This window comes from Mesorhizobium sp. M7A.F.Ca.CA.004.04.2.1, from assembly GCF_004022825.1.
Classification (GTDB): Bacteria; Pseudomonadota; Alphaproteobacteria; order Rhizobiales; family Rhizobiaceae; genus Mesorhizobium.
Genome location: NZ_RZPH01001416.1, coordinates 1 through 1,126 on the forward strand (window position 1 = coordinate 1; position 1,126 = coordinate 1,126).

2 protein-coding genes are annotated in these 1,126 nt (G+C 62.9%); both read left to right on the top strand.

Features of this window, described 5'->3' with window-relative positions; genetic code table 11:
* Nucleotides 1-347: hypothetical protein (locus EN893_RS35030; protein WP_206640248.1), on the top strand; the 347-nt coding region annotated here is incomplete at its 5' end.
* Entirely contained in the window at nucleotides 347-1,084 is a 738-nt protein-coding gene (locus tag EN893_RS35035; RefSeq protein ID WP_127270373.1) for a GntR family transcriptional regulator, read from the top strand. The genes EN893_RS35030 and EN893_RS35035, both read left to right, overlap by 1 nt.
* Nucleotides 1,085-1,126: the final 42 nt, after the last annotated feature.

The window sequence follows — 1,126 nt, forward strand, 5'->3', positions numbered from 1 at the left end:
AAGAGGCGAGCCGCGCCATCAATGGGCGCGGCGATCGCTTGCGCGAAGCGATGAACGTCTCCCTTGAAAGGCATGGCGTCGAGGGCATCGTCATAGGGCGTGGGTCGTTGATGAACCTGCATTTCGTCAGGGGGCCGGTGGACACTCCGGCGCGGCTCGACGATGCCGATCCTTCGGTGATTGCGCTTTGGCATATCGAAATGCTGTTGCGAGGGTACTACGTGACGCCGCGCGGCATGCTGGCGTTGTCACTGCCATTTGGCGACACCGAACTCGACGGCTTCGCCGGCGCATTCGACGATTTCCTGTCGAGCAACCTCAAAATACTGCCGCGCCGGACAAACTGATGCTTGATCGCAAGAATGCCAGTGCCGGCTCAGCCGCGCAAAAGACAGCTCATGTTCGTGTCCATACGGGCTTGAAGGAAGCACTGATGAACGGTGACTTCCTGCCCGGCCAAAGACTGGTCGTGCGACAGCTTGCCGAACAGTACCGGACCAGCGCCATGCCGGTGCGCGAGGCCTTGCGGCAACTCGTCAGCGACGAGGCAATGTTCGACCACCCAAATCGGGGCGTCATCGTCCCCGAGGCCACGGTGGCGCGTATTTCGGATCTGGTGCGTGTGCGCTGCAGCGTCGAAGGAACGGCGGCCGAGTGGGCCGCGACGACCATCACGCCCGAAGAACTCGATGAATTGGCGAAGCTGAACGGGCTGATGCGCGAATGCGTCGAGAGCAATGTCATGGCTAGCTATCTCGGCTTGAACAGGCGCTTCCATTTCACGATGTACCATGCCGCGCGGTCACCTCTCATCCAGCAAATCATCGAGAAATTGTGGCTGCAAGCAGGACCGTTCTTGAACATCGTCCGCTCGGACGTGACCTACGGCCTGGGCCTTGACCATCATGACGAAATGCTCGCGGCGCTGCGTCGCGCCGATGGCGCGGCTGCGCGCAAGGCGCTGGTGGCCGACCTGCGCGAGGCCGCCGACATCATTCTTCGCGCCGCCGCGGCGGCTGAGGCTCAGCCTGCGCGCAAACGCCCGGCTTCGGCACGCCGTGATCCCAAGGCGCAGGCGCGGTGATGGGCGGATCCCCGCGTGGCCCGGTTCATGTCGAGTTTCGTG

Coding starts and splice junctions, on each gene's coding strand:
- EN893_RS35035 (WP_127270373.1), top strand. CDS start 347: ATGCTTGATCGCAAGAATGCCAGTGCCGGCTCAGCCGCGCAAAAGACA.